Genomic DNA, 568 nt, shown 5'->3' with positions numbered 1-568 from the left:
ACCGACTGAGCTACCGAGCCAACATAAATGGCGGTCCCGACCGGGGTCGAACCGGCGATCTCCTGCGTGACAGGCAGGCATGTTAACCACTACACCACGGGACCATTTGGTTGCGGGGACAGGATTTGAACCTGCGACCTTCGGGTTATGAGCCCGACGAGCTACCGTGCTGCTCCACCCCGCGACAATATAAAGTTTTAAAAATGGAGGAGGTAGAGGGATTCGAACCCCCGCGCGACTCTCGCCGCCTGTCGGTTTTCAAGACCGATCCCTTCAGCCGAACTTGGGTATACCTCCATGAAGGAAAAAATAAATATTTTATTATTATATGTCTAAGCCATTAAAGAAAAAATGGAGGAGGTAGAGGGATTCGAACCCCCGCGCGATTCTCACCGCCTGTCGGTTTTCAAGACCGATCCCTTCAGCCGAACTTGGGTATACCTCCGAGACATATATTAAATAAAGTGGAGCCTAGCGGGATCGAACCGCTGACCTCCTGCGTGCAAGGCAGGCGCTCTCCCAGCTGAGCTAAGGCCCCATGTTTTTTGGGAATATCGGGAAGACAGGA

At 52.6% G+C, this 568-nt stretch carries 5 tRNA genes; all 5 read right to left on the bottom strand.

From position 1 onward, the window contains the following. Positions 1–28: 28 nt before the first annotated feature. Positions 29–104 (bottom strand) — tRNA-Asp (locus DN401_RS28940). Positions 105–107: 3 nt separating this feature from the next. Beyond that, positions 108–184, bottom strand: a tRNA-Met gene (locus DN401_RS28935). Between the two features lie 20 nt (positions 185–204). Then, positions 205–297 (bottom strand) — tRNA-Ser (locus DN401_RS28930). A 55-nt stretch (positions 298–352) separates the two neighbouring features. Continuing rightward, positions 353–445: transfer RNA gene (locus DN401_RS28925), tRNA-Ser, on the bottom strand. 20 nt (positions 446–465) lie between these two features. After that, positions 466–538 (bottom strand) — tRNA-Ala (locus DN401_RS28920). Positions 539–568 lie beyond the last annotated feature (30 nt).

This window comes from Bacillus sp. BF2-3 (genome assembly GCF_008368795.1).
GTDB classification, from domain to species: domain Bacteria; phylum Bacillota; class Bacilli; order Bacillales; family Bacillaceae_G; genus Bacillus_A; species Bacillus_A cereus.
The sequence above is the reverse complement of the archived record's forward strand: the minus strand, read 5'-3'. Positions and strand labels throughout refer to the sequence as shown.